This window comes from Ligilactobacillus agilis DSM 20509 (assembly GCF_001436215.1).
Taxonomy (GTDB): Bacteria; Bacillota; Bacilli; order Lactobacillales; family Lactobacillaceae; genus Ligilactobacillus; species Ligilactobacillus agilis.
Genome location: NZ_AYYP01000001.1, coordinates 58,168 through 78,100, shown reverse-complemented (window position 1 = coordinate 78,100; position 19,933 = coordinate 58,168). Strand labels below are relative to the sequence as shown.

At 41.7% G+C, this 19,933-nt stretch carries 16 protein-coding genes; 6 read left to right on the top strand and 10 right to left on the bottom strand.

The window, feature by feature from the left end; genetic code table 11:
• Positions 1-9: 9 nt before the first annotated feature.
• From FC14_RS00310 to FC14_RS00285, 6 genes are all read right to left on the bottom strand, one after another.
• Positions 10-2,055 carry a BglG family transcription antiterminator gene (locus FC14_RS00310; protein ID WP_056975596.1) on the bottom strand — a complete coding sequence of 682 codons (2,046 nt, stop codon included), beginning with the start codon at positions 2,053-2,055 and terminating at the stop codon, positions 10-12.
• 174 nt (positions 2,056-2,229) lie between these two features.
• Positions 2,230-3,615, bottom strand: coding sequence for a 6-phospho-beta-glucosidase (locus tag FC14_RS00305; protein ID WP_056975594.1), 1,386 nt, complete (start codon positions 3,613-3,615; stop codon positions 2,230-2,232).
• A 1-nt stretch (position 3,616) separates the two neighbouring features.
• The gene (locus FC14_RS00300) at positions 3,617-4,309 is read right to left on the bottom strand and encodes a DUF6198 family protein (RefSeq protein WP_056975592.1); all 693 of its coding nucleotides are present in this window, start codon (positions 4,307-4,309) and stop codon (positions 3,617-3,619) included.
• Between the two features lie 76 nt (positions 4,310-4,385).
• Entirely contained in the window at positions 4,386-5,120 is a 735-nt protein-coding gene (locus tag FC14_RS00295) for a MurR/RpiR family transcriptional regulator (protein ID WP_056975590.1), read from the bottom strand.
• Positions 5,121-5,137: 17 nt separating this feature from the next.
• Positions 5,138-6,265: a glycerate kinase gene (locus FC14_RS00290; RefSeq protein WP_056975588.1), complete on the bottom strand. Its 1,128-nt coding sequence runs from the start codon at positions 6,263-6,265 to the stop codon at positions 5,138-5,140.
• 17 nt (positions 6,266-6,282) lie between these two features.
• On the bottom strand, positions 6,283-9,057 hold the full coding sequence (locus FC14_RS00285; RefSeq protein WP_056975586.1) for a type IA DNA topoisomerase: 2,775 nt from the start codon (positions 9,055-9,057) through the stop codon (positions 6,283-6,285).
• A gap of 187 nt (positions 9,058-9,244) precedes the next feature.
• Between FC14_RS00285 and ade the strand changes: the two genes are divergently transcribed.
• Complete coding sequence (gene ade / locus FC14_RS00280; protein WP_056975584.1) at positions 9,245-10,978, top strand: adenine deaminase; 1,734 nt, start codon at positions 9,245-9,247, stop codon at positions 10,976-10,978.
• Between the two features lie 51 nt (positions 10,979-11,029).
• On the opposite strand, the gene pdxR is transcribed toward ade, so the two are convergent.
• Complete coding sequence (gene pdxR / locus FC14_RS00275) at positions 11,030-12,448, bottom strand: MocR-like pyridoxine biosynthesis transcription factor PdxR (protein ID WP_056975582.1); 1,419 nt, start codon at positions 12,446-12,448, stop codon at positions 11,030-11,032.
• 172 nt (positions 12,449-12,620) lie between these two features.
• Here pdxR and FC14_RS00270 point away from each other — a divergent pair, with 172 nt between their 5' ends.
• The gene (locus FC14_RS00270; RefSeq protein ID WP_056975580.1) at positions 12,621-13,625 is read left to right on the top strand and encodes an FAD:protein FMN transferase; all 1,005 of its coding nucleotides are present in this window, start codon (positions 12,621-12,623) and stop codon (positions 13,623-13,625) included.
• A 42-nt stretch (positions 13,626-13,667) separates the two neighbouring features.
• On the opposite strand, the gene FC14_RS00265 is transcribed toward FC14_RS00270, so the two are convergent.
• From FC14_RS00265 to rpmH, 3 genes are read right to left on the bottom strand one after another with little or no spacing between them, the layout of a single operon-like run.
• Positions 13,668-14,507 (bottom strand): YidC/Oxa1 family membrane protein insertase, encoded by an 840-nt coding sequence (locus FC14_RS00265; RefSeq protein ID WP_050611475.1) that lies wholly within the window; start codon positions 14,505-14,507, stop codon positions 13,668-13,670.
• A gap of 15 nt (positions 14,508-14,522) precedes the next feature.
• Positions 14,523-14,873 (bottom strand): ribonuclease P protein component, encoded by a 351-nt coding sequence (rnpA, locus tag FC14_RS00260; protein WP_056975578.1) that lies wholly within the window; start codon positions 14,871-14,873, stop codon positions 14,523-14,525.
• 60 nt (positions 14,874-14,933) lie between these two features.
• The gene (gene rpmH, locus FC14_RS10325; protein ID WP_003701411.1) at positions 14,934-15,068 is read right to left on the bottom strand and encodes a 50S ribosomal protein L34; all 135 of its coding nucleotides are present in this window, start codon (positions 15,066-15,068) and stop codon (positions 14,934-14,936) included.
• Positions 15,069-15,612: 544 nt separating this feature from the next.
• On the opposite strand from rpmH, the gene dnaA reads away from it, so the two are divergent.
• The 4 genes from dnaA to recF all read left to right on the top strand — a co-directional run bounded on the left by dnaA (position 15,613) and on the right by recF (position 19,873).
• Positions 15,613-16,977: a chromosomal replication initiator protein DnaA gene (dnaA, locus tag FC14_RS00255; protein WP_056975576.1), complete on the top strand. Its 1,365-nt coding sequence runs from the start codon at positions 15,613-15,615 to the stop codon at positions 16,975-16,977.
• 150 nt (positions 16,978-17,127) lie between these two features.
• Positions 17,128-18,273 carry a DNA polymerase III subunit beta gene (gene dnaN / locus FC14_RS00250; RefSeq protein ID WP_056975572.1) on the top strand — a complete coding sequence of 382 codons (1,146 nt, stop codon included), beginning with the start codon at positions 17,128-17,130 and terminating at the stop codon, positions 18,271-18,273.
• A gap of 192 nt (positions 18,274-18,465) precedes the next feature.
• On the top strand, positions 18,466-18,687 hold the full coding sequence (yaaA, locus tag FC14_RS00245) for a S4 domain-containing protein YaaA (protein WP_056975570.1): 222 nt from the start codon (positions 18,466-18,468) through the stop codon (positions 18,685-18,687).
• Position 18,688: 1 nt separating this feature from the next.
• Positions 18,689-19,873: a DNA replication/repair protein RecF gene (recF, locus tag FC14_RS00240; protein WP_056975568.1), complete on the top strand. Its 1,185-nt coding sequence runs from the start codon at positions 18,689-18,691 to the stop codon at positions 19,871-19,873.
• The last annotated feature ends 60 nt before the right edge of the window (positions 19,874-19,933 follow it).

Here is a 19,933-nt window from a genome sequence, read left to right as displayed (position 1 = left end):
TGGTATAGTTTATTTTTCCTTAGGAATTTCGTTTAACAACTGGTTAGCTAGCAATTCTTGAACCGCTTCACTCGTCCCGGTTTCAAAAACATTCGTGTTCTCGCTATTCATCACGATACTGCTGCTAATGATACCTAGTACCTTTTGTTCTAAATCCGTCACTTCTTTAGGAGCCACCATCAAGGTATAGCGCGAAACCTGCATCTCCTCACGATCCATCCCTAACATCTTAATCGGGTGGGCCAACTCATAGATACCAAAGTAACACTGATTTACCCCGGTATCACTGGTGTGAAGTAGGGCCAAATTAGTGTCGGGAATCCCAATGGGTGCAAGATTAATCCGCCGTAGCAAGGCTAACGTCACTTTCTCTTTATCATTAATGATTTCACCCGGGATATGAGCTAGCGTTTCTTCAACCGATGCGCCCAAGTCACTGCCTTGGTTGGCTACCTTATGGACCTGCGTTTGTGTAATCAATTTTAAACTCAAATCAAGGTAGGCCTTCATTTGGCTTAACTTTTTCAAGGCATTTTTATGCTTGACTAAGCTCGTCTTGACCTGGCCATAGTCTGGCTGGTGGTAGTTAGCCAGGTAATCTTTTAGCCGCTTAACTTCATCATTTAAAAGTAAAGGACTGACTAGTTGATACTCCCGGGGAAAGCCTGGTAACTCTAGGGTCGACAAAATCAAATCATACTGTTGCAAATCCACTTGACCTAAGACAGCTAGGTGGGTGATGCTAACCCGCTTAATTTCTGGCAGTTCTTTTTTTAAGCGGCTAGCCAAAATATTAGCCGTTCCAATCCCATTTTCACACACGATTAAAGCCGCTAAATCTTGCAGATAGCGTCTATTGGTATACTCGTTAGCAAAGTAAAGCAAGATTAACTGGTATTCTGGGATTACTAACCGCAACTCGAAATTTTGTGGCCAGCACTTCATAATGCTGTTGTAAAGCCCTTGGTACTTAGTCGTTAGCGTCTGGAGGGTTTCAATTTGAACGTTGGGCAAGCGGTCATGACTATTTTTTTCTAAATTTAAAATGTGCCGGGTCAGGCGTTTGAAGAAGTCCGGGTTACGCTGGAAATTCCAGCCGAAGTCCTTGGACACGTCCAAGACAAACTGCCGAACCTTTAGAGTCAACGGCCACTCTTGATCTTCATTCAAATCAAATTGCTGTTCCGAATAGTCGCGGAGGTGGATTTGACTTGCGATAAATAAGGCCTCATCGGTAGTTAACTTGGCCCGCAAACTACCATCTAGCGTCGCAAAAAACTCATAAACTTTGGCTAGGTATCTGAGATTATCCTTAGTTTTACTTGCATGTGGGTGTTTTCCCAATTGAGCTCGCTTGATACTAATGGTTGCAATTAAGATTAACTGTATCATTTGCCGGTCGGAATTAAGTTCAACCACCGGTAAAATAGTTTGACTTAACCCTTGGTAAACCTGGCGGAAAATCTGGGGGTTAATGGCATCCAAAAAAAGTTGCTTAAACTGAGCTATCTCTTCGCCTTTTTGAACGTAACGTAAAAAATAGTATTCGTTTAATTCATTGAGCAAAATTCCTGTCAACACTTGGCGCCGCTTAGCTTCATTTCCCTCAATATAAACGCCCACCCCCTTTTGCTTAATCACGTGTAAGTCATACTGGCTCAATGACCGCTCCAGCTTAGTTAAATCGCGCTGAATCGTCCCCTCGCTAACTTTCAAACTTAAGGCAAGGCTAATAATTTTTGTTGCCTGGCCTGCTAGTAACAGTTGACAGGCCAAGATACTTTCCCGCTTAGCCGTAGTCAACTCTTGCTTAGCTACCTCATCTTCAAAAACCCCATCGAGCTTGGCCACTTGACCCGTTAACCGGTAAAGACCATTTTCATTTGTAATTGCGACTCCCTGACTTTGTAAATACAACTTCAAATCCGCAAACTCGCGGTAAATAGTGCGCCGACTAACTTTCATCAAACCCTCTAAATCCTTAAGCGATAAGCCCACACCGCTTTCAGCCAGTGCGGTTAACAACTTCTCTTGCCTTTGAGTTAGTTTTACCATAGTAATCTTCCTATTCGTACATTTTTATCCATTCATAAAAATTATAAGCCATCTTCCTTGGTTACGCTAACATTTTGCAAAATAAAGTCTTTTCCACACCCTTACTTTTTATCACCACAATACATGTATATTTTTCTATAATACTTCTCCATTACTTGCAATAACGTTTCTATATCAATAAAATGAATCTTTTTTCTTTCTTTGATAAGACCCGTTACCAAGATTATCTCTATCAACATAAATAAAGCCGTATCTTTTAGCCACTTCACCTGTTCCGTTTGAAATTAAATCGATACATCCCCACGTTGTATAGCCCATAATTTCTACACCATCTTCTTCTACTGCAGCCTTCATTGATCGGATATGCTCCCTTAAATATTCAATCCGATACTCATCGTGAATACTACCATCTTCCGCTACAGTATCTTTTGCGCCTAATCCATTTTCAACCACAAATAATGGTTTTTGATAACGGTCATATAATTCATTTATTGTACTTCTAAATCCTAAAGGATCGATTGCCCAGCCCCATTGGCTAGTTTTGAGATACGGATTTATTGCGGAAGAGAAAATATTACTTTCAGACTGGTTTCCTTTATCTTCATCACTACTGCTTACTCTGGATGAATAATATGAAAAACTCACAAAATCTACTGTATTATTTTTCAAAATTTCTTTATCTTCTTTTGCAAACGGAATGATTGCATTTCTTTTTTCAATCCATTTAATAGCATAGTTAGGATAATATCCCCTTGCTTGAACGTCAGTAAACATATAGACTTCCCTATTATCACAAATTGCTTTCCAATAATCTTCAGGTTTACAGGTTTCTGGATAATAGGAACCTGCTGCAACCATACACCCGATTTGATTTTCCTGATTAATTTCATGTGCCATTTTAGTTACCAATGCACTAGCAACCAGTTGATGATGAACTGCGGTAATAGTTGCTTGGGTATTATTCTCATTTTCTTCAAAGTAAATACCCGCTGCAACAAACGGGAAGTGTAGAATCATATTAATTTCGTTAAATGTCAACCAATATTTAACTAAACCTTTGTATCTATTGAATAAAACTTTACAAAGCTTTAAAAAATGGGTAATCATCTCTCGACTTCTCCAACCACCTATCGTCTTAACCAAATGCATAGGACAATCAAAATGATTAAGTGTAACCAAGGGCTCTATCCCATATTTATGGCATTCTTTAAATACATCTTCATAAAATTTTAACCCCTCTTCATTTGGTGTCTGTTCATCACCATTCGGGAAGATTCTAGTCCAAGCTATTGAAAGACGAAAAGTTTTAAATCCCATTTCAGCAAATAATGCAATATCTTCTTTATAGTGATGATAAAAGTCAACTGCAGTCAAGGCAGGATAAAAATAATTTTCATTAAACTCATACATTTTCTTCTTCCCGGTTCCTACTAAATATCGCTCTTTGCCTAAAGGCATTAAGTCAACGTTAGCCAATCCTCTTTTTCCTTCATTACTACCGCCCTCACATTGGTTAGCGGCTGTTGCTCCACCCCATAAAAAGTCTTTCTTAAATGCCATCTTATATTCCCCCTTCATTTTCTAAATACTTAGCTAATCTATTTAGCCTTGAAACACAGACGAAGTATTTATCTAGTTGATTCTTAAAATAATTGATTAGCGTCCCATTGCATATTGCCATAATAACGGTTCCTATACCTACACCTACTAGTTTATGAAATACTAACAGAGAAAAAAGAACTGAAAAAATTAAAAAAGTACAGTCAAATCCTGTTTTAAATGTTTGTAAACTGATATTGTACTTCGTAGCAACTTGCTTTACAAAAAAATCATAAATTTGTGGATAGAAGTAGGTCTTATAAAACATTGCGATTGCCAACGCTGACAAAATCAAACCTATACAGAAGTAAGTAATTCTTATAAAAAAAACGTATTGTGATGTCACTGGATAGACTGGTAAAATTACCTTCCAAACATCCGCCATGGTTGCATATAAAGCACCGGTTATAAACGAGCTTAGATAAGCAACTTTAAATTTTTTCATGATTATGCAAAATAAGATAAAAATTAAGCTAGCAACAATATATTCTGCTTGACCATAAGTCAAAAAGCTAACACTCTTACTTAAAATGAAAGCTGGACTTACAATCATAGACATCCCAAAATCTGCTTGCTCCATAATATTGACTGCAAACGATAAGCTAGCAAGTCCGATAAGATATAAGGCTTCACTCGAAATAGCTTTTTTTGTCATCTTATTCACCTCCGTTTAAATCATACCGAAAAAAATGTCCTAATAAAAAAAGTTTCCAAAATGGAAACTTTTAACTTCAATAACGGAGGATATAATCTATAACATGTCTTAAAATATAGTCACTATATTGCTTATTAGGAGTGGGAACATACAAGAAATTTTTAGGGAATTTTAATTGCTGGTTACAGCTAATTAACCAGGTATTGACATTTTTTTCTAAAATACTATGAACAATATCCCGTTCAAAATAAAACGTATTACCATCAACACTAATCAGTAATAATAAGTCCATCTCTTCAAAATGATAACTTTTCATAAAATCAACATCACAAATAATAACCTCTTTTAATTTTACTGACAATTCATTTTGGATATAGGTACACAGTGTTCTTGCATGTCCGTGTGCATAAATAAAAACCCTGTTACTATAATGAAGATCCTCTATTAATTTTTTTAATAATTTCGTATCTATAGCTTTCAAAGTATACTGTAATGAATAAATAATATCATTAGTAAACGACTCATATTGTGCTTTAATATTCTTCGTTATTGAGTAACTAGCTTTATTGTTTCTAGGAATACTTTCAATATATTCGATACAATCTAATTTAAAATCTTGCATTGTTTCATAGCCCAGCGATTGAACATATTTTGAAATTTGCCCTTTTGAAGTATAACAAAGGGCGGCTAATTGTGTAATTGTCATATTAGGAATCTCATTAATATTATTTTTAATAAATTTACTAATATTATATTTAGTGCTAGATTCATCACTGTAATTTATCATCATATTTAATTTATCCATTATCATCTCTACACCATCTTTCCTTACCTTCCCAGTAAGTATGCTTTTAAGGCAGTGTAGCCAGCTGCTTTAATTAGGCTTGGTGCCTGTTTGATTGCCTCTTCAACCGGCATTGGCCTGGTGGTTGAAGACAAGACCAAATCAATTCCTGCCTTGTAGACAGATTCAATCTCGGCCCCAACTCCACCTGTTACCGCGATTACCGGCAGGCCCTGCTTCTTAGCTAACTTAGCTATTCCTAGCGGTGCCTTGCCATTAAGCGATTGGCCATCTAACCTTCCTTCACCTGTAATTACTAAATCCTGGTCAACTAGCTTTTTTTCCAAGCCAATTAGTTCCATGATGGTTTCAATCCCTGGTCGCAGCCGGCCGCCTAAAAAAGCTAGTAAACCATAGCCCGTGCCCCCAGCCGCCCCAGCTCCTGGGCTTACTTGATAAGAGCCAGCCCGCACTTTAGCGACTACCTGGGCTAAGTGTGCTAAACTTGCGTCTAAAAATTGCACCTCAGCTGCGCTGGCCCCCTTTTGTGGTCCAAAAACTGCTGCCGCCCCCAAAGGCCCCGTTAAGGGGTTGGTTACATCTGCTAAGCCAATAATTTCAATGCCGGCCAACTTCTTATCCAGGGCGGTTAAGTCTACTTGACAAATTTCCTTGAGGTGGCCACCACCTAGTTTTACCTCAGCGCCCTTCGCATCTAAAAAATGACCGCCTAAGGCCTGGGCTAAGCCAACCCCTCCGTCCGTGCTAGCACTGCCACCAAGTCCTAAGTATATTCGCTTGGCTCCGTGCTTGATTGCTTGGGCTAACAACTGGCCCACCCCATAAGTCGTCGCTGCTAGTGGGTGTAATTTACCCTTAACCAGGGGCAGGCCTGCAGCTTGAGCTAGCTCTATTACCGCCTGGTTATGGCTAAGCATCGCCCAGTTAGCGTCGACTGACTCACCTAACGGCCCCACGACTTCAGTTCGATAAATTTTACCGCCACAGGCACTGACTAGGCTTTCAACCGTCCCTTCACCCCCATCCGCAATAGGAACTTGACTTACATCAACGTCTGCTTGTGCCTCCCTAAGCCCAGCGGCTAAATAAGCCGCCACCTGTTTAGAACTAGCACTGCCCTTAAATGAATCTGCTGCAATTAAAACCTTCATCTGCTTTCACTTCCCACTTAAAATTCAAATTTAACCCGTGCTGCTTGTTCATCCCAGACCAGTCGCGCCTGGTAAGCACGCTGATTTTGCCCTGTAAAAGTCAGCAAGTCCGTCCGCTTATATTTTAGGAGCTGCTTGATTATCTTTAGACTTAACTTTTGTTTGGCAAAAGTCTGCGGAATCACTAGCGGACAGCCGGTTGTCTGCCAACTACCACCTGCCAACCTTTTGGCCCGGTGATTTTCACAGAGGTAGGCTTTACCATGTAGCGAGACTTGCCCCCCATCCAAAGGACACACTCCGATTGCCTTGCTGCTTGCCTCAGCAAATTCCAGCTTGAGTTTAGCCTCAGCTTGATTCCATTTCAAAATGGCCGTAAATTTTTTGCGCTTCTTACTGGTAAAGGTCAAAACTGGGCTACTGCCGGTTTCAATAATCTGCTTGGCAACTGCTTGGGTTAACTTCTTGCCATACATCCGCCCGCTAAAATAATACGGACAGCCACTACTTTCCCACTGACCCTGAGCATTTTTTTGGCTTTGGTGGTGTTCACAGGCATATAACTTACCGCCGGCTAGCGAATAGACCTTCCCCCCATCCAGGGAACAGGTTCCCATTAATTTAGGCTTGGCTTGCTGGATTGCCAATTCCACCTTGCCTTTTTCTTGATTCCACACGAAGTACCCTTGAAAATGTTTGTGGGTTTTGGAGCTATAAAGCTCTTTTAGATTCGACTTACCCTTAGTCAAAATTGCTTCTAAATCGGCCGCCGTTAGCTTAGCCCCTAATAAATTACGGTAAACAATGAAGGGACAGCCCGTGTCATGGTTACTGCAGATAAAGACTTGGCCTTGGGCCACCAAGTCCCCACCATCTAAAGGACACGGGCTGGCGAGCTTTGCGGCCAGATTAGGCCCTAACGCACCTGGCGTCGCCTTAATCTGTGCCACAATCTCAATCGTTGCTTCCTTTGCCAGGTCAACAAACTGCCCCAATGATAACTGCCCAGCCGCTACCTGAGCTAGCTTTTCTTCCCACAACGCGGTTAGCTGGACTTGAGTTAAGGGGTTAGCGCCTAAAGCTTGGATGATTTGGCTCCCCAATTTGGTTGGCTGGATAAGCCGACTCTTCTTATCAATTGACCAGTAACCCAGCTTTTCATTTTTATCAATCAATAGCTGACGGGTAGCGTCCGTCCCAATCCCGTGATCCTTGATGGCCGCTTTTAAGGCCGGATCATCATACAGGCGGCCAATATTTTCCATCGTTTTAATTAAGCTCGCCGTTGTATAAGCTTTAGGCGCTTGCGTTTTATGGTCTAAGATTTCCACTTGAGCTAGCGGGTAAGCTTGGTTGACCACCAGTTGGGGTAAGTCGCTATAATTGCCCTTGAATTTAGGTACATAGGCCGTCCAGCCGGGATTGACCAACACGGTTGCTTTAGCTTGGAAATAATAAGTAGCTGCCTTAAAAATTAACTCCTTATCGAGGTGTTCTTCACTAGGCAATAACGATAACAGCAAGCGAAAGGCAATCGCAGCCACTACCTTTTGCTCAACCGCATTTAAGCTAGCGTAGTTGAATTTTTTACCAGTAAAAGTCAAGCAGTCATGTCCCGTCTTTTTACTAAGAGGCTTTACGTAATAACGATTGGCTTTTAGCTTGGCTAACATCTGCGGGCTAACCTCTAACCTGCGTAATTTTTCGTTTAAGCTCGGAATACTTTGGGCTACCGCTATAATGGCGGCTAAATTTTCCGCCCGGCTAGGAGTCATCTCCCGCCCAGAAGTCCGGGGATAAGTTGTAATTTTTAGTTCATACAAATGTTGCAAGGCCTTGGTAATACTTGCCCCGCTAAGGTGATAAGTAGCTGAACTGAGGTAGGCAATAATATCAGAGGTATTGAAGTACTTAGGGGCGCGCCTAAAGCGCACCGGGCTTTGCTTACTGCTTATTAATTGGGCCGCTTGCCCTGAAATTGCCTCACGTACCGCCTCTGCCGCCTGCCTTTCAAAATGGTTGACTAACTTTACCTCTGGATAAGTGACTTGATTAGCTTCTAACAATTCCGGAGTCTTGAGCTTAGCTTGAACCGTCCAATAGGGTTGACTGACAAAGTTTTCGATTTCCGCTTGCCGCTTGACTACCAGCGCTAAAATCGCCGTCATCCCCCGGCCGAGGTGGATCGCCTGGCCACTATTTTGAACTAGACTAAAGGCCCTAGAAGCATTAAGCCCAAATAACCAGTCCATAATTCCCCGGCCCATTGCTTCGTAACCAAAGTTCACATACTCTGGATCCTTATTGTTTAACGGCTGCTGCAAATACTTTAAGGAGGTCTCCACCTGCATATCCCCTACCCATAAACGTAACTGGGGCAGGCGCTGAATTTTGGCTGGCATCAACAGCATAAACTTATCAAAAATTGATTGCCCTTCCCGGTCAGGGTCACAACCGTTGACAACTAACTCATACTCACCACTAAGTAATTTCTGCTTGGCTTCCTTAAAATAGGCTATCCCCCGCCGCTTATAGGCCGCCGTTTTAGGATCATCACTTGCTTTAGGTTTAATCGGGGTGTACTGAAATTTTTGGGGGAGCATTGGCAAGTCCGCTAACTTCCAGGTCTTCCATTCTGGCTTGATGTCTTCTGGCTCCAGTAATTCCACCACGTTTCCTTGAAACTGCAAAACATCATACTCATAGGGTAACTTGCCGCCGGCTTGCTTAATTGCTTGCCGGTACACATCCGCTAGGGACTTCTTTTCCGCAATTATCAACGCTTTTGCCATTCCTTAATCCTCGCATCCTTAATAGTTATCTTTATTTTAACACCACTCTTAGCCTAAAAATAACGTTCGGTTTAAAACTAACATTTAATACTTTTTTAACTTGAATCATTAATTTTCTAGCGCTACAATGGAAAAAATATTTATTTTTTCAGCCTTTTATTAGAAAAATAACAAGAGGGAGCTACTCATGGATAAAAAACATTTAAAAAAGTTAATTGACGTTGCAGCCGGACGCTTACCCGCTGACTTGGTTTTAAAAAATGCCCGCTTAATTGATATTTACCAGGCCCGGGTAACTAAGGGGGATTTGGCCATCGTTGATGGGCTCATTGCCGGGCTAGGCCAGACCTACCAAGGGCTTAAGGAAGTCGATTTGGCTGGCGCTTACCTTGCACCTGGCTTTATCGAACCACACATCCACATCGAATCGGCCTACATCTCCCCAGAAGAATTCAGCCGCTTATTTTTAGTCCGGGGTACCACCACCGCCTTTCCAGACCCACACGAAATTGTTAACGTGGCGGGCTTAACCGGCCTTAACTATATGCTGGCTGCCTCTAAGCTTGCCAAACTCGATTTTCACTACATGATGCCATCTTGTGTCCCTGCTAGCGAAATGGAAAACGCTGGCGCCACCATCACCGCCAACGACATGAAACAACCACTAGCAGCAGACCAAGTTGATGGGTTAGCAGAATTCATGTCCTATCCCGATGTAATTGCTGCTAAGGAAGCTAGCCTAGCTAAGCTCTTAACCGCTAAAAAATTTCACCGCCGCATCGACGGCCACGCTCCTTTGGTAACCGGAAAAGACCTCAACGCCTACGTTGCCGCTGGGATTGATAATGATCATGAATGTTCTACCGTCGCAGAGATGGAGGAACGCTTAGCCTTGGGGATGTATGTTTTCTTGCGCGAAGGCTCGGTTGCTCACGACCTCCGCACCTTGATAAAAGGCGTCACCCCGGCCAATTCCCGGCGCTGTGTCCTTTCGGCTGACGACATGCAAGCTAAAACCGTTCTTAAAACTGGCCACCTCGACCACAGTATTAATATCTGCATAGAAGAAGGACTTGATCCCCTAACAGCTATTCAGATGGCAACCATCAACGCCGCCGAAGCTTGCCAACTTAGCGACCGTGGGGCACTCGCTCCTGGTTTACGAGCCGACCTAGTCGTTTTTGACTCCCTCGAAAAACTGGTCGTTAAACAAACTTACGTTAAGGGTGAGCTAGTCGCCGAAAACGGACACTACTTGGGTGAAGTTACTACCTATCCTACTGATAGTGTGAAATCCTCTATCCACATCAAAGACTTTAGCGCTGAGAAATTAAAGCTCAAGTTAAAAAGCCCCCACGTCCGGGCAATTGAAGTCATCGCTGGTGAAGTCTTGACTAAGGAAGCTAAGGTTACGGTTGACCTCACTGATAGCGGCGACTTTGCTTACAACCCTAACCAAGATCTGACCAAAGTCGCCGTGATTGAACGTCACCATAATACTGGTAACGTCTTTTGTGGTCTGCTCAAAGGATACGGCATCAAAAACGGCGCGATTGCCCTCTCAATCGGTCATGATTCCCACAATGTGATTGTCACTGGAACCAGTGATGCCGACATGACTCTTGCTGTCAAAGAACTTGAACGCTTAGGCGGTGGGGTGGTTTTAGTTCACCAAGGAAAAATTGGTCCGGTAATGCCACTGCCAATTGCCGGCTTGATGAGTAACCTAAGTGGCGAAGAAACCGTTGCAATCCAAGATAAGATTGACGCCTTCGCCCACAGCCAACTTCAAATTCCAACTAAGATTAACCCCGTCATGACCTTAAGTTTCATGCCCTTATCCGTGATTCCCGAACTCAAAATTACCGATATGGGCCTAGTCGACGTTAACAACTTTAAGTTTGTTCCCCTAGAATACTAAGATTAATATGCAAACGGCCCCTGTTCTTAGTAGTTAAGAAAGGGGCTGTTATTATTCTGCTTTGATAATCTGACCTAAAATGGTCAATGCTTCCTTGGCTTGCTGCTCATCTACGCCGGCAAAACTGATTCTTAGGTGGCTATCATCAGCTTGACGCGCGTAAAAAACCTGTCCAGGCGTTACTAACACACCTTGTTTTTTAGCTTTTTGAGCCACCATTTTAGCACTAACCTTAGCAGGTAACTTTAGCCAAAAGGTTAAGCCCCCCTGCGGAAGTTGGTAACTAACTTGTTTTCCTAGCTGCTTTTCTAAAAGCTGTTGACAATATTCAAACCGCTGTTGATAACTTTTCTTTAAACTTGTTAAGTGTTTACTCCATAAGCCATTACGCAGATAATAATCGTAAACGCGCTGAATTAAGCCTGAAGTGGCAATATCCGCTAAGTGCTTAATCGTCCGAACGCGGGCTAGCAATTCAGTGGGAACCAATAAATAGCCTAATCGTAACCCAGGCATAAATAATTTAGACAAGCTCAAAATATAGATTACCCGCTCATCTTGGTCGTAGATCTTGATGGGCTTAGTATTTTCGCTTTGATAGTACAGGCCACTTAATGAATCATCCTCTAAAATATAAGCCCCGTAATGCCTTGCTAATCCTAAAAGTTTACGTTTTTTTGCTTTAGAATAGGTAATCCCCGTTGGGTTTTGAACATTAGGCATTGTATAGATTAATTTAGGGCGATAGAGGCGGATTTTGGTTTCCGCTTCCTCCATATCCATCCCATCAGCAGTCATTTTTACGTCGATAATTTTAGCGCCACAGGCCCGAAAAGCTGCTAACGCCCCCGGATAAGTCGGATTTTCCACCAAAACTGTGTCCCCATGCTTTAGCAAGGTCCGCGCAATGATATCGATTCCTTGTTGAGCCCCTGAAATAATTTGGACATTTTGGGGGGCAGTGTAAATTGAACTCTTAGCTAACTCACTACATAATGCTTGCCTTAACGGATAGTAGCCCTGGCTTTCCTGGGCAGAAAAAGCGTAACTTCCCGCCGTTTTCAAGACTTGATCGATTGCCGTTTGAAAATCCTTGACTGAAACTAAGTCTGGACTCAGACTGACTGTAGTTAAATCTAGATAATCAGCCTGATTATCGTCAACTTCAGTGACCCCAAAGGGTAAATTAAAACTCTCGCTTGGCTGTTCTTGCTTGGCAACATAGCTGCCACTGCCTAATTTACTGTAGATAAAACCGTTCTTTTCTAGTTCTTTATAGGCGTTAACCACCGTACCGGGATTAACCTCCAAACTTTGGGCTAGCTTTCTAATCGCGGGTAAGCGGTAATTTTCAACAATCTTGCCCGCCCGAATTAAGTCGGCCAGTTGCTGGTATAGCTGCACATACAAAGGCAGGTCTTTTTCTGGTTTTAACTGTATTGATACAAAATCAAAATCACTCTTGACCATAAAATCACTCCACACAAGCTTTATTTATCATAATTAAAAATTGTCTTAGTACAATTTAATTATAAAACCCTCTTTATTTTTCCACAATCCCTAGATTCATCTGTGGAAAAATTAACCTCAGGCTGTTAAGCTTAGGTTACCGATTATTTTTTTTTAGTAAGGAGTTCTTTTTATGACCGCTTTATGGACTGATACCCACCCTACTTTTATCCCCAACCTGGCCGCCCGCCGCTTAGATAAGACCTACAAGGCCCTTGGAACACGGATTGTCCTCACTGCTTTTGGCACCGCCATCGAAGCCGATTTAGACGATGCCTTCACCTTAATCATGCACTATGAGGACTTATTAACAGTTAACCGAACCAATTCTGAAGTAATGGCTGTTAACCACGCTGCCGGCCACCACCCTGTCCAGGTATCCACAACTGTGTATAAGCTCACTAAATTAGCCGTCGCTATGAGCAAGCAAAACTTTGGTTTCAACGCTGCGATTGGGCCCTTAGTTAAGCTGTGGAAAATTGGTTTTACCGACGCCGCCGTTCCCAAACCTGAAGCTATTCAAGCTAAGTTAGCCCAAATTAACCCTGCAAATATCCGCTTAAACGATAGCGACCTGTCTATTTTCTTAACCCAAGCCGGCATGGAACTGGACTTAGGTGCAATCGCCAAGGGCTATATTGCCGACCGCATTGCCGACCTTTGGGCTAGTCGGGGCATTAACGCCGGAATTATCAACCTCGGCGGCAATCTTTTAATGGTAGGTGACTCCCCCTTACGCTCCGATAAGTTATGGCGGATTGGTATCCAAGACCCCTTTTCAAAGCGGGGCCACTCTATTGGCCTTGTAAAAATGGGCCCGTGTTCAGCTGTTACTAGCGGAATTTACGAACGCCACCTAGAGGTCGCAGGTAAAAGTTACCACCATATCCTTGACCCTCAGACTGGTTATCCTTATCAAACCGACCTTGCAGGGGTAACTGTTTTTACCACTAGTTCCGTTCAAGCTGAAATCGAAACAACCCGCCTCTTTTTTGCAGGCAAAAACGTTGATTTAGCAAGCTTAAACAGTCCTGAATTACTCGGGGCGGTATTTGTTACCATTGATCGGGGCGTAAAGGTTGTTGGTTTACCTACCGACTCCTTCCAACTACTCGATCAAAGCTATCATTTAATTTAAAAAAAGTCCCGTAGGAAAATTCCTACGGGACTTTTTTAATGCTTATTTTTTTCTACTCTTCAGTGCTTTTCTCTTGGCCTTAGCGAGCTTTCTAGCTTGTTGCTTTTCAGCTTGCTCCTTTTCTTTACGCTCTTTGTTAATCTTAAATGGATTGTTGATTAACAGCGTTTGCCCAACAGAAAAGGCGTTGGTAATCACCCAGTACAAGGACAAAGCAGCGGGGAAGTTTAAGGCCATGATGAAAATCATGATTGGCATCCCATAAGTCATCGCACTTGTCATTGCATTTTGTTCTGGCTGTGACATCATACTGAGCTTTGAAGTTGCATAAGTAAAGACGGCGGCTAAAATCGGTAAGATGTAGTATGGGTCTTTATCTCCCAATTCCATCCACAGAAAATGGCCTGCCTTCAAAGTTTCCGACCTAAAGATTGCTTGATACAAGGCAATCAAAATCGGCATTTGAATTAACAATGGTAAACATCCCGCTACTGGATTAACTCCAGCTTCAGCGTATAGACGTTGTTGCTCTTCTCGCATCATCTTTAAAGACTCAGGGTCTTTACCTGGATACTTAGCTTGCAAGGCCTTTAATTTAGGTTGGAGTTCACTTGTCTTACGCATACTCTTCATTTGGTAAACCATCAATGGTAAGATGATAATTCTGACGATTACCGTAAAGACAACGATACCCCAACCATAATTGTGACCTAAAAAGCTACTCAATCCTTCGATTGCTCTAACAAAGTTCCAAATTATGTAATGATCCCAAAAACCGGTACTATGTTCAGTAATGGGAGCAGTTTGGCTACTGCAACCTGTTAGAACCAAGATTAAAGATAAAGCTGCCAAAGATGCTAATACTGGCTTCTTTTTCTTCACTGCTTTTCCCCTCTCCTATTTGTCTTCGTCAACTAAAACGTTGGCTAGGCGTAAAACATGAATCAAGTGGTCTTTTACTTCAGCCATCTCCATCCACGCTACCCCAGGACGGGCAATCACGATAAAGTCGCAATCTTGTTTTAATTGTGGTTTTAATTCAGTTAAACTTTGACGAATCCGGCGCTTAACCCAGTTTCTAGCCACAGCATTGCCAATCTTCTTGCCGACGGAAATTCCCACCCGAAAATGGATTTGCTCTGGTTTTTCAATCATATAAACAACAAACTGACGGTTAGCACACGATTTCCCCTGGGTAAAAACCCGTTGGAATTCCGCCTCTTTTTTAACGCGGTATGATTTTCTCATCGTACATCTCCCAAATTAGGGTCTGCACATAGAAAAAAAGACCACTGACGGTCCAGTGGCCTATGCAGACAATACTTTTCTACCCTTACGGCGTCTACGTGCTAACACATTACGACCGTTGCTTGTACTCATACGTTTACGGAAACCATGCACACGTTGACGGTGGCGTTTCTTAGGTTGGTAAGTTCTCTTCATGGTGAATAACACCTCCTCCAATATGTAATTCATATTTACAATGATACTTGACATTTTACTAAAAAAAAAATTGCCTGTCAAGTTGACTTACTTGCTAATGATAACATATCGCATCCAAAATTCAAAGAATTTTTTTACCATCCGCCTATCTTTTTAGCCCTTTGTCAGTCCACAACTTATCCACCATTTTGCTTAAATTATCCCCAAAAAAGAAAAATAGCTGTGTATTTCTTAAGCAAAAATTTGTTCCAGATTCACAACTATATCCCCAGGAAAAAACTTATTCCCCAAAGACTTATCCACATGTGGTTGCTATTTGTGGAAAATTTACGTATCCTTTATCAATACTTGTTTTTACATCCACAGATTAATTGGTGATAAGTCAAAAACTTAACAAGTCGTCAACACAATTAACACCCTTGTGGATAACTTTTATGCACAGGTTGTTAATTTCTTTTTCTGATTTTTACACAAGCTGTGGAAAAGTTTCTTTTTCTGTGCTAAACTATTTTTGCAGTTATTTTTTTGAAAGGAGGTCTTCCCTGTGCCGAATCTCGATGCACTGTGGCAATTTATCTGTGATAATTTCCATGAGACCTTGTCACTTGTTTCCTATGACACTTGGATTAAAACGGCTGAACCGTTGCAATTTACTGACAACACCCTTGTCATCCAAGTCCCTTCCGATTTCCATCGTGATTACTGGAAACAACGCTTAATTACTAAAGTTAATCAGCTAGTTAATGATAACTTTCAAACAGAAATTGTTGTTTTAATCTTGATTCCTGGAGAAAAAAATCCTTTAGCCAGCGTTGCACCTGTAGTTGAAAAGAAAGCACCTCAACCAGAAGCTGAAACCACAGGACTATTACGTAATTCACCTTTAAATAAGGCTTATACGTTTGAATCCTTTGTTGTCGGCGATGGTAACCAAATGGCTCATGCAGCTGCGTTAGCTGTTTCAGAAGAACTGGGTACCCTTTACAACCCACTTTACTTTTATGGGGGTGTAGGCCTTGGTAAAACGCACTTAATGCACGCCATTGGTAACCAACTTCTTAAAAACCAGCCAAACGCTAAGGTCAAATACGTCTCTAGTGAAACCTTCACTAATGACTTCGTCAACTCGATTAAAAATAAGCAGCAAGAAGAATTCAGACGCGCTTACCGCAACGTTGACCTCTTATTAGTAGATGATGTCCAATTCTTCGCTAAGAAGCCAGGAACGATTGACGAATTTTTCCACACCTTTAATGACTTGTATGACGATAAGAAACAAATCGTCCTCTCGTCAGACCGGCTGCCAAATATGATTGAAAATTTGGGCGACCGCCTAATTTCGCGCTTTAAGTGGGGCTTACCTGTTGAAATTACCCCCCCAGATTACGAGACTAGAATTGCCATCCTCGAAACAAAGGCAACGTCTGAAAGCCTAACTATCCCTAATGACGTCTTAAAGTTTATCGCCGGGCGCTTTGAAACTAACGTCCGCGAACTTGAAGGGGGCTTAACTAGGGTCAAGGCCTATGCTCAGATGAAAAAGGCGCCGATTACCATCGATTTAGCGGATGAAGCATTACAAAACCTAACGGATATGCCTGCTAAACGGATTTTGGATATCCATTCCATCCAAACTGCGGTTGCTAAATTCTATAATGTAACTGTGGCTGAAATCGTGGGTAAAAAGCGGGTTAAGCGCATTGTGGTCCCCCGCCAGGTGGCAATGTATCTTGCTAGAGAATTAACGGATGCCTCCCTCCCTAAAATTGGGAAGGCTTTTGGTGGCAAAGACCACACCACCGTTTTACATGCTTGTGACAAAATCGCCGAAGCCATCCTAAACGATGACAAACTTCAAGAAGAAGTCGCCACCCTTAAAAAGCGGCTTGATGTTGAAACTGTGAATTAGTGTGGACAAACTCAAAACTTATCCACAAGCTATCCACAGGGCGATATCCTTGATTTACCAATGATAGGCGGACTTTTTAACAGTATCCACAAGCCCTAATACTACTACTAATTTTATATAATATATATAATAATAAACAGGAGGATAACTATGAAATTTTCTGTCCAACGAACTGCATTTATCAAATATCTAACTGATGTTCAACGTGCTATTTCCTCAAAAGTTACCCTAGAAATTTTACGTAATATCAAATTAGATTTATTTTCAGATGGCTTAACTTTGACAGGGAGTAACGCTGATATTTCTATCGAAACAATTATTTCAATTGCTGATGAAGATGCTAACTTACAAATCTTTGAAGAAGGCTCAGTTGCATTGCCAGCCAGATTCTTCAGTGAAATTGTTAAAAAGTTACCAGCAGACACAATTACAATTGAAACTGATCCTAACCGCTTTATCACCAAGATTACTTCTGGTTCAACAGAATTTTCCATTAATGGGGTCGATCCAGATAGTTTTCCCCACTTACCAGAAGTTGGTGCTACCCAAAGCTTGCAAATTCCAAGCGATATCTTAAAACAAGTTATTAACCAAACGGTAATGGCAGTTTCCAAGCAAGAAAGCCGGCCAATGTTAATGGGGGTTCACCTCATTATTCAAGATGGCACACTACTAGCAGTCGCAACCGATTCTCACCGTCTAAGTCAACGGAAGATTCAATTAGACTCAGCTAAGGATGCCAACTACAACATTATTGTGCCGGGTAAATCACTGGATGAATTAGCCAAAATGTTGACTGATTCTAGCGAAGAAATCGAAATTCAAATTGCTGAAAATCAAATTCTCTTTATCTTAGGGCATACTTCCTTCTATTCCCGCTTACTAGAAGGAAACTATCCTGATACAGAGCGCTTAATTCCGGCTACATCAGAAACCCAGGTTGAATTTAACGCCTCAGAATTATTAAAGGCAATTGACCGGGCCTCCTTACTATCTCATGCAGGTCGAAGTAACGTCGTTAAGTTAAGTATTGATGTGGATAAACAAACGGTAATGATTTCAAGTAATTCTCCAGAAGTCGGGATGGTGGAAGAAGCACTTGAATTTACCAATTTGAATGGAAACAGCCTAGAAATTTCGTTTAACCCAGATTATATGAAAGAAGCGCTACGGTCCTTTGGTCAGACGCAAACGACTCTTTCATTTACAATGGCCCTCCGTCCATTTACTTTGGTGCCAACTGAATCAGAGGGAGATTTCGTCCAATTAATCACCCCAATGAGAACAGCCAACTAACCATAAGCAAAAAGCTCTGGAGACTAGCAATAGTTTCCAGAGCTTTTTTTGACGCGTTAAAGTTAAGACCAGTACCTAACCATTACCAAGGTAAAAAAACGCTAAAAACGCAAAATATTGGCGCTAAAATTGTTTTTAGCCGCTAAAAAGGGTATAATTAGAAGGTAAAACTATCAAAGTGAGGTTCACCAATTGCAAACAGAAATCAAATTGAAAACACCATATATTACTTTAGGTCAGTTATTGAAAATTGCCGATATTATTTCATCTGGTGGCCAAGCTAAGTTTTTCTTGCAAGAATATGCTGGAAAAATTTTGGTAAATGGTCAACCTGAAAATCGGCGGGGAAAGAAACTCTATCCCGATGATTTAGTGGAAATTGCCGATTTTGGGACCTACATAATGAAGGCTTAAAATGTATTTAAAACAAATTATACTCACTGATTTTCGGAATTATCAAAAGCAAAAGCTAGACTTTTCCCCAGCTGTTAATGTCTTGATTGGGAAAAATGCGCAAGGAAAAACCAACCTGCTAGAAGCCATCTTTGTCTTGGCAATGGCTAAAAGCCACCGGACTAGTAAGGATAAGGAGCTAATTCGCTTTAAACAAGAGGCGGCCCGGCTTGAGGGGACGATTAACCGGAGATTAGGGGACTTAAAGCTAGAGTTAATTTTAAGCAAAAAAGGTAAGATTGCTAAGGTCAACCACTTAGAACGGCCCAAGCTTTCCGAATACATTGGCCAATTAAATGTAATCTTGTTTGCGCCTGAAGACCTGGCCTTGGTTAAGGGGGCGCCCCAGGAGCGACGGCGGTTTATTGATATGGAATTTAGTCAAATAGACCCCCTTTATCTCCATGATTTAAGTCAGTATAAACAAGTTTTACGCCAACGCAATAAATATTTAAAGGCCCTGCAATTAAAACAGGCTAATGATTTGGTTTACCTAGATATTTTAACGGAGCAATTAGCTAACTTGGGTGGCAAGGTCATCGCTAAACGCTTAATCTATCTAAAACGTTTAGAAACTTACGCTAAGGACTTACACGCCCAGATTACCCAGGGCAAAGAACAGTTGACCCTCAGGTACAAAACGAATTTAAAGGACCTAGGCACTCAAACCGAAAATGATTTGGCAACTAACCTGTTGGCTAAGTTTCAGCAGTTACGCCAAAAAGAGCTCTCACAGGGAACGAGCTTAGCCGGTCCCCATCGGGACGACCTTAGTTTTTATCTTAATGACAATAACGTGCAAACATACGGCTCCCAAGGTCAGCAACGGACAACAGCTTTGTCAGTCAAGTTGGCAGAGATTGAACTGATGCACGAACAAACGGGGGAATACCCGGTTTTATTACTAGATGATGTTTTGTCGGAATTGGATGGCCAACGCCAAACCCACCTGTTAAAGACAATTCAAGATAAGGTCCAAACTTTTTTAACCACCCCGGGCCTAAACGATATTGCCCAGCAGTTGATAAAAGAACCCAAAATTTTTCATGTCAATAATGGAAAAATTTCCACAGATGATGAAAACACTTTGCAAGTAGAAATTTTTTATCCCCATAAGGATGAAAAAGATGAAAGCACAAAAAACTAATTTGAGGAGGAATTAGCGTGACGGAAGAAGAAAGAACAACAGCCCAACTTGAAGAAAGCA

Coding starts and splice junctions, on each gene's coding strand:
- FC14_RS00270 (WP_056975580.1), top strand. CDS start 12,621: ATGACCGCTTTATGGACTGATACCCACCCTACTTTTATCCCCAACCTG.
- FC14_RS00290 (WP_056975588.1), bottom strand. CDS start 6,265: ATGAAGGTTTTAATTGCAGCAGATTCATTTAAGGGCAGTGCTAGTTCT.
- recF (WP_056975568.1), top strand. CDS start 18,689: ATGTATTTAAAACAAATTATACTCACTGATTTTCGGAATTATCAAAAG.
- pdxR (WP_056975582.1), bottom strand. CDS start 12,448: ATGGTCAAGAGTGATTTTGATTTTGTATCAATACAGTTAAAACCAGAA.
- rpmH (WP_003701411.1), bottom strand. CDS start 15,068: ATGAAGAGAACTTACCAACCTAAGAAACGCCACCGTCAACGTGTGCAT.
- FC14_RS00305 (WP_056975594.1), bottom strand. CDS start 3,615: ATGGCATTTAAGAAAGACTTTTTATGGGGTGGAGCAACAGCCGCTAAC.
- FC14_RS00295 (WP_056975590.1), bottom strand. CDS start 5,120: ATGATAATGGATAAATTAAATATGATGATAAATTACAGTGATGAATCT.
- FC14_RS00310 (WP_056975596.1), bottom strand. CDS start 2,055: ATGGTAAAACTAACTCAAAGGCAAGAGAAGTTGTTAACCGCACTGGCT.
- rnpA (WP_056975578.1), bottom strand. CDS start 14,873: ATGAGAAAATCATACCGCGTTAAAAAAGAGGCGGAATTCCAACGGGTT.
- ade (WP_056975584.1), top strand. CDS start 9,245: ATGGATAAAAAACATTTAAAAAAGTTAATTGACGTTGCAGCCGGACGC.
- FC14_RS00285 (WP_056975586.1), bottom strand. CDS start 9,057: ATGGCAAAAGCGTTGATAATTGCGGAAAAGAAGTCCCTAGCGGATGTG.
- dnaN (WP_056975572.1), top strand. CDS start 17,128: ATGAAATTTTCTGTCCAACGAACTGCATTTATCAAATATCTAACTGAT.
- FC14_RS00300 (WP_056975592.1), bottom strand. CDS start 4,309: ATGACAAAAAAAGCTATTTCGAGTGAAGCCTTATATCTTATCGGACTT.